The organism is Rhizobium sp. 862_C5_N1_2 (genome assembly GCF_051811205.1).
In the GTDB taxonomy this organism is placed as follows: domain Bacteria; phylum Pseudomonadota; class Alphaproteobacteria; order Rhizobiales; family Rhizobiaceae; genus Rhizobium; species Rhizobium leguminosarum.
On the sequence record NZ_JBPWPT010000002.1, the window covers coordinates 433,679 to 441,657 of the forward strand.

The 7,979-nt window shown below is 58.8% G+C and carries 5 protein-coding genes; all 5 read right to left on the bottom strand.

Features of this window, described 5'->3' with window-relative positions:
* Positions 1 to 17: 17 nt before the first annotated feature.
* The 5 genes from ACD590_RS26390 to ACD590_RS26410 all read right to left on the bottom strand — a co-directional run bounded on the left by ACD590_RS26390 (position 18) and on the right by ACD590_RS26410 (position 7,932).
* Positions 18 to 677: a hypothetical protein gene (locus tag ACD590_RS26390; protein WP_439003726.1), complete on the bottom strand. Its 660-nt coding sequence runs from the start codon at positions 675 to 677 to the stop codon at positions 18 to 20.
* Positions 640 to 1,551, bottom strand: coding sequence for a DNA-processing protein DprA (locus tag ACD590_RS26395; RefSeq protein ID WP_439003727.1), 912 nt, complete (start codon positions 1,549 to 1,551; stop codon positions 640 to 642). Before ACD590_RS26395 ends, ACD590_RS26390 begins: the two co-directional genes overlap by 38 nt.
* 337 nt (positions 1,552 to 1,888) lie before the next feature.
* Complete coding sequence (locus ACD590_RS26400; RefSeq protein ID WP_439003728.1) at positions 1,889 to 3,892, bottom strand: DEAD/DEAH box helicase; 2,004 nt, start codon at positions 3,890 to 3,892, stop codon at positions 1,889 to 1,891.
* Positions 3,885 to 6,029: a PqqD family peptide modification chaperone gene (locus ACD590_RS26405; protein WP_439003729.1), complete on the bottom strand. Its 2,145-nt coding sequence runs from the start codon at positions 6,027 to 6,029 to the stop codon at positions 3,885 to 3,887. The genes ACD590_RS26400 and ACD590_RS26405 overlap by 8 nt, the downstream gene beginning before the upstream one ends.
* A 16-nt stretch (positions 6,030 to 6,045) precedes the next feature.
* Entirely contained in the window at positions 6,046 to 7,932 is a 1,887-nt protein-coding gene (locus tag ACD590_RS26410; protein ID WP_439003730.1) for an HlyD family efflux transporter periplasmic adaptor subunit, read from the bottom strand.
* Between the last annotated feature and the right edge of the window lie 47 nt (positions 7,933 to 7,979).

Genomic DNA, 7,979 nt, shown 5'->3' on the forward strand with positions numbered 1-7,979 from the left:
GTCGACGTAGCTGTCGGCTATTCCGAGTCAAAGTCAGCGAACGGATTCTGCGGAACGCGGCGGGCGACGAACACGCCGATGATCGACGATTGAGGCCAAATTTCGCCAATCATCTCTTTACAGACTTTGAAACTACATCCGGTCGTGAGCACGTCATCGAGAAGAACGACTTGCGGCTTGGGGTTGGCGACAAAGCGAGGATCGACTGCCAGCGATGCTCGCAACGCATCACGGTCACGTCGATCAGTCTTTGTATGTCTGGCCTCTCGTTCCACCGCAGTATAAAGCACTTCGCGCACATCTGCGTTGTGCCCCATCGCTTGAGCCACGCGCAACATCCGGTCATCGAATTCTTGCGAATCTCGCCGTTTCGACGGCGGAATGGGGACAAAGACTGTATTTTGCCAGCTGTTAGCGTTGACGTTCTGGGCAATCGCGGCCCCGACATTGGCAATCGCGCGCTGCTTGTGCTGCCATTGTCCGGTGTTACGAACGGAGGGGCTCTTCTTTAGATTGCTGATGATCTGATTTGTATAACTGTGAGCGAATCCCGCCCGCGGCGTATACGTACCGAAATACGCGCAGGTATCGCTATCATCAAGATAGAAGTGATCGGGGCGCTCGAGATCGCCGACGACCCTAAGACGAGCTGACCAGCTCGCGTCTGATGTCGTCATATTCGCGTACTCTTATGGCGCCTTCGGCTTCAAACCGCGTCGGCCACGTTAGATCCGATCGTTCAAAACAGCTGTTCAAAATGAAGAGTTTCCGTTTTTGCTTAAGAGCCTCTCTCGCCTGCACCAGCGTTCCGGATGTTTCTCCTGCTTCAACGATGATGGTCGCCTCTGTGAGCGCCGACATCGTCTTGTTCCTCTCGGGGAAAAAGAAACGGTTCACTCGGAAGTTTTGAGCTTCATATCGCTCCAGCGGGACTTGGCTGATCAGCAAATGGTCCTTCGCGATACGCTCCTGCAGGCTCGCGTTCGATTTCGGGTACACATGGTTCAAGGGCGTGCCGATGACCGCGATCGTCTCACCACCAGCTGCAATTGCAGCATTGTGAGCTTCCGTATCGACGCCTTCAGCGAGGCCCGATACGATTGTAAACTCATCTTGCACGAGCCTCTTCACAAGATGCCTCACCCGGCTCAACCCCTCGCCACTTGGTTTTCTGGTGCCCACAACGGCAACTGAACGCGTCGCAATCAGCTCCCACCGGCCTTGAAAATAAAGGAGTTCGACGGGATGGGTGGCTTGCCGCAACCGCTCGGGGTATTCGAGTTCGCCCCTGACGCGCACATCAAAACGCGTACCATCAGGACCGCGGAGCTTGTGAATAACCCGGTTTGCGACCAGCCTTGCCTGTTCCGGGGGGATGAAATCAGATGGGCGGGCATCAGGAGATTCTGCGAACTTTTCTGCAAGCGACTTGAAGCTTGCGTTTTGTTCGGTCCACATTGCCTCGTACGCGCCAAGCTCCAGCGCGGCATCGATAGGATCAAATAACGGTCCCGCGTCGTTCTTGACGTTCCAAAGAGTTGCTTGCTTCATTTTGTCCGCCTAGTTCTTTTTTCATTCACATGCCATGGCAAGGATGCGTCAAGCTTAATCGAGTCGCCCAGCGTCTTCTTAACATCTTATAAGAGAACAAATAGAGAACATCAATCCTTTGGGCTGACGAGTGGGTTGGCCGCGGATATGTATATAAGCAAGCGGAGTGGAGGACGTGCCCGCATTCAATTGCTGCTCGGAGACGCACCCAGTTCACAAATCTTGAGAAAATAATCCTGGCGACTTTCATAATAGGTAGCGGTTTCGCCGGCATTTCAGTTACCGAAATTACATGTCAAAGGTCCAGATCCCTTCAAGGCGACCAACCCAAAGGGTCTCAGTCCGGCGCCCCGGTGAACGACAAGGCCTTATCAAGCTTGACGTCTTGTTTAACTGTCTGCCTGCGCATCCAGAGGTGCTTTCGCTCCATTGAATTTTGTCCGAGGCTGCGCATCATCTGGCAGAGAAGGGCATTGATCGGCGGCCAGGACGAAATTGCAGTCCCGGAGCCGAGCGGCATGACCCGTCTCGCGTAGCGGCGAAATAAGTCGTCCTCGAGCGAAACGATTGCCTCGAAGCTCCCAGGGTCACCCTGGCGTGCACATCTGCCGAAAAGCTGGCGATCGATCCGGGCAGATTCGTGATACTCTGTCAGTATCACATGCAGGCCGCCGCGCTCGACGACGTCAGCGGAAAGTTTGATGTCGGTTCCTCTCCCGGCCATGTTTGTTGCCACTGTGATGCTTCCGGCACTTCCAGCGGCGGTGACGATAGCCGCTTCACCGGCATCTTGCCGCGCGTTCAAGACCGTGTGCTTTAGCCCCTGCGCTCTCAGGACAGCGCTGAGTGCTTCGGATGCTTCGACAGAACGCGTGCCGATAAGCACTGGTCGGCCCCTGTCGCTGACTTCGTGCACCCTAGAGGCGACATGTCTCCATTTCTCATCGGTTGTGACGCACAGACGGGCGCCAAGATCCTGCCGCCGCACTGGGCGATGCGTCGGGATCCTGATGACTTTCAGATTATAGACCTCGTCCAGTTCCGTTGCGATTTCGGCAGCTGTGCCCGTCATGCCTGCCAGCCACAGATAACGCCGGAAAAGCCTTTGATAGGTTATCTGTGCGAGTGTCTCACGACGCCCAGACGGCTTGCAGGCTTCCTTGGTCTCAATCAGCTGATGCAAGCCGCGCTCCCAGGCGCGGTCCGCCATGACCCGCCCGGTATATTCGTCGACGATCTGCACCTTGCCGTCGACGACGATGTAGTGCACATCCCGCTTGAACAGATGAAGGGCAGAGAGGGCCTGTTCGACGAGTTCGAGACGAGCCCTGCGCGCCGCCCACAAACCGCCGGCGGACGATGACGCATCGCCCACGATCTTGCGACCGAGCGGTGTCAGGTGAATGGTCCTGTCTCGCGTCGACAGGCGATAATGGTCTCCGGCCGTCAGATCCTTCCCAACGTCAAGGGCGGCGCGGTATGTTTCGGCCCCGACGGAATCTTCAAGTTCGCGGGAAATGATGAGGGGCGTTCTGGCTTCGTCGACAAGAACGCTGTCGGCCTCGTCGACGATCGCAAAGTGAAGGCCGCGAAGGTACAATTGCGGACGATCGCGAATGTCGCCGATTGTTTGATCGAGCAGGACGCGCGCCTTGCTCCTTTTTCCACGCAGCGCGATCGTGTCGCGCAGATAGTCAAACGCCAGTTCCTTGTTCGTACAATAGACGACGTCGCATGCGTAGGCAGCCCGTCGAGTGGCTGGATCCTGGCCATGCTCGACCAGGCCGACGGAGACACCGAGCCTGTCATAGACCGGTTTGAGGTGCTCGGCGTCCCGCTTAGCAAGATAATCGTTTACCGTCACGACATGAACCGGCACCCCGGCGAGGGCTGCGGTCGCCGCTGGCAGCAGGGCCGTGAGAGTTTTGCCTTCGCCCGTATTCATCTCGGCAAGCCTGCCTTGCAGGAGCATACATCCGGCGACTAACTGGACCGGGTGATGTCTCATGCCAAGCAGGCGATAAGAGGTCTCTCTCACGAGTGCGAATGAGCGTGCGATATTCTCAGCAGTCAGTCCCGTGCGTAAGAACTGCAGGCGAACCTCGTCGGAGATCAGCGCATATTCGGTCTCATCCATGCCTTGCAAATGGGTGGCATACCTCTCGACCTTTTCCAGAAACGGGCCGAGGCCGACCGGTGTCGCCGTCGATCGTCTCTTCAATGTGGCCTGAAGCCGCGCCAGGATGCTGTCAATTGCCCCGGTCGTCGGCGCTCGCCTCTCGGGAAACGGCATCATCTTGAGGTCGCTGACCTTCCAGGGATGAACGAGCTCGTCAAGCATGGATTTGAGCCAGGAACAGTTGTCGGACGCGGCGCGCGATCTGCGTGGCCGCCGGTTCCCATTCGTGTTCGAACCGCACATAGACTCGGCTTCCGAATGCCGCCGGGGCGGGGCTTTCTGAAATATCCAGATCGATCTGGAACCAGCGTCTGAGAGATTTAATTCCTTCGGTATCACGTGGATCGGTGGCAATTGGGCCGCCACTGACCGACGCGAGGGCCTTGCTCGGGAGATGGTCGATCGCTGCGGGTGCCTCATGCAGGATCTTTGCCGGCAGCGACACCTCGGCTTGTCCCGGAATGCGCACGCTGACCCGCACGCGCCGTTTTCTGACGAGGTCGATGTCGTCCTGGGAAACCACGACTCGGACTGTTTGCCCGCGTGCTGGCGTTACATAACCCAGCACGTCTCCCTCGCGAAAATAACGCTCCGGCAAATCGTTGATACGGTCGACAACGAAGGTCCCTGCGGTTGCGCTGTGGGCGATCAGGCGTCTCGATCGCTCTCTTGAACGCTCGAGTTCGGCGCTCGCCTCTTCAAGCTCCCTGGAGGTCACCTCGGCTTGCGCCCGATTGGTAAGCCACTCGGCCCGGAATTGTGTGTCGAGTTCTCGAACGCGGGCCTCGAGGATCGATAGCTGCATTGTGAGAACAGGGTCCGAGGATTGAAACAGCGGCGCACCTTTTTCGACATGCGATCCCGCCGGCGCGGCAACCTTATCAAGGAAGCCATCCGCTCCCGCTCGCACATAGGCCTCCTCCGGGAGCCAGATCGTCCCCTGGGACAGGGTGTTGAGGGGAAGGGGAACGAACATGACGGGACCGGCGACAGCCGCAAGCGCGAGAGAGGTGATCCCAACGGCCCTGACGCGGCGGCGGCGTAATTGAGGATTTGCAACCACGTGCCACAGCATCTTTGCGGCTGGCATCGCGATGCCCGAGAAAATCCCCCACAGCGCCAGCAGGATCCCGACCACAAGATAATGGGTCGCGACGAACAGCGATATCCCGAAGAGAACGATCATCCGGTAGACGTAGGAGGCCGGTGCAAAGGCGAGCAGCCAGACATGCTCCCCGAAACTCAAGGGGTCGCTCTTCTTCTCTACTCCGAAGATCCGACGCTCAATCAGGGTCGCCCAGTATTTGGTCGATCGAGGGGCAAGATTGGGCATCTCGATCAGGTCGATCAGCACAAAATAACCATCGAACTTGAGAAGCGGGTTTCCGTTTACCAGCACCGTCGACAGACCGGACACCAGCATCACGTCGAAGGCGACAGCACGCACCGGGCCGGCCTCTACGGCCAGCCACAGGTAGAGGCCACAGGCTGCCAGGAATGTCTCGACGATGATTCCTGCCCCGGCCACGGCAGCACGCTGGTATTTGCTGCGGAAGCCTGCCGAAGCGGACGCATCGACATAGGGAACCGGAAAAAAGACCAGAAACATCAGGCCCATCTGATGCACTTCGCCGCCGAATGCCCTTGTTGCAAGCCCATGTCCGAATTCGTGCAGCAGCTTGACGATCGGATAGACCAGCGCAATGAGGAGCAATCCTTCGGCCGCAAAGACGCGGTCGGATAGGTTTCCAGCCAGTTCTTTGGCGTGGAGCGTCGCAAGATAGATCGCCGGTGCGATGGTTGCGAGCCAGAGGAATAGGCCGGTCCGGCTGAACAGGGGACGAAAGAGCGGAAGCATGCGCTTCAAAAAGAAGTCGGGATCCCAAAGGGGCAGGGTTATCGACAGCGGGCTCTTGAGATTGCGCTTCAAAAGCGACTGGTTCTGCCGCGAATAACGGTCGAACAATTCCAGGGCGTCCGGCTGGGTGTCGAGGCGCAGAAGGTCGGCTGAGTGAAGCTGCGTCAGCAACCGGATGATGTCGTCCTGGCTTGGCGCCTCGTCACCGAAGGTTTCGGCCATTTCGTTCCAGACAGCATCGACCGAAAGGCGGCCGTCGAGGCTTGCTATGAAATAATAGGCGATCGGCGTGAAACGGTGGGATTTGCCGCTTGCTGCATCCTGGAGAACGTACCAGACGCTGCCGCGGAAGCGATGGCGATGGATAAGCACGTGCGGTCGCAGCCGCGGCCTGAGATTGCACAATCTGTACCAACTCTGGCTGAGGAAGGGTTCCACCATGATAACCTCGCTGCGTTCAAGGGATCCAGGACCAGACGAACAGCCTGGTCCGCTCGATCAGACTGCGCGTGGCGACCCACAGAAGCGATCGTTGGCCGATATCGATCTTGCCGATCCCTTCCATGCCCGGCCGCAGGGGCAGGTCGTTTTCGAGAAGGTCTGCCTCGACACGGAAAAAATTGCGGCCTTCTTCGGCCGCGGCAACCGAGGTCAGCCGAGACACACGGAATGGCACGGTCTGACCGGCTGCCCCGGTGAGGGCGAGCTCCCCTTGCTGGCCGAGGCTAACGTGCCGGATGTCCTCCTCGTCGACATGCAAAACCACCCGGTAGGAATTAAGCGGAGCCACCTCGAAAAGAACCTTTCCCTGCTGCACGGGTGCCCCGAGCATCTGGCTGAGGTCGCCACTGACGACAAAACCGTCGATGGCGGCGCCAATCCTGCTCCTGGATAGTTTGTCGGCGGCTAGCGCTCTCTGCGCCTCGGCCTGGTCGATCTGCGCTTGAAGGAGCTGCATGGCCAATCGGTCGTGCTGGGATTGTGCGTCACGATATTTCTGCTGGAGCTTTCGAACCTCGATTTCCCATCGCGTCCGTTCGAGCATGAGGTCGCGGTCCTCAAGGACCGCAAGGGTCTCCCCCTTGCGAACAACATCGCCGGGACGAACAAGCGCCTGCGCCAGGAATCCATCGAACGGCACAACCGCTGCCCGTTGCACCGAGCCTTCGAGAACCGCTTTACCGGAAACCCGAAATTCGCTTTTGGCAAATGACAGGAACCCGATGACGCACAGTGAGGCAAGCACCGCGAGCTTGACCGCGGGACGGCGCGGACCGAAGACGGCGGCAAGGCCGGAGCGCACATTTGCGATCGCTCGACCCGTCAGCAGACGTTCGGCATTACGCTGCAGTTCGAGGACCGGTCCGGCGAGCGACCCTAGGAGTTCAAGGGTCTGTAGCGTTTCGATGTCGAAGGGTTGTGGCGTTCGACGCTCGAGCGTTATGATACCGGCGACACCGTTGTTTCCGGAAAAGGGGATCGAGAGAGCACTACCGATCGGACCGCGCGCGACAAGATCCTTGTGAGCAATTGCGATCCGCTTTTGGGTTCCCGGTATTAACGGGTAGGATGTGGACTGCCGTTGATCGAAGGCCTCATCCATTGCGCTCTCAATCCGGCCGATCAGCTCGGCCTTCCGCTGAAACCACGCCGAATGCGACATTGCCCGCAGCCGCATCCCGCGACGTTCATGGAAACCGAGCGAAACGCGCTCGCAGTCGTAACGTGCGGCGAGTTCGTTGACCAGCGCGGTCGCCGCCACCTGCAGTCTTGCGTGTTCCTCTGTGACCGCGAGCAGATCGAGAGCCGCGTTTGCCCGAGCGAGGCTCGATGCATCGCCAGAATTTTGCCGGCGCCGTAGGGCGGCCTCGAGCCACCCTGAACCCCACTGCAATTGGCGAAACACTGTCTGCAGATCAAGCCCGGTATTGGAGGCGATATCGATAGCAACGACGCCGATGACATTCCCCTGGACGTCGATCGGAAAGGCGACGTGCATGCGCGCGGCAGCGCCGGCGCTTGCCAGGATAGAGCGGACAACGCCGCGGCCTTCGCGGACCGCCTGTTCCGCTCCCGGTGTCAGATAGGTGACGTCGCTTTCGGCATCAGGCCAGATCGCGGCCGGCCGATAGGACCCGTCAGGACTTTGGAGAAGCAGGAGTCCGGTGCTGCTAAAGGGGATCTGACTGCACTGAAGAGCTAGCCAGGATGAACAGAACGCTCCCATGCTGTCCGCGGTCGCAAAAGACGTCCAAAGCTCGGCGTTGTCTAAGGTTGCCGCGACATTGAGGTCCGGTGCACGTTTCCGCGTGGCGGTTATTTCGGCTTGCTCGACGGCATCCATCGTTACTCTCACATCTGCAGGGGCGGCTGAATGAAACTACGCACCTG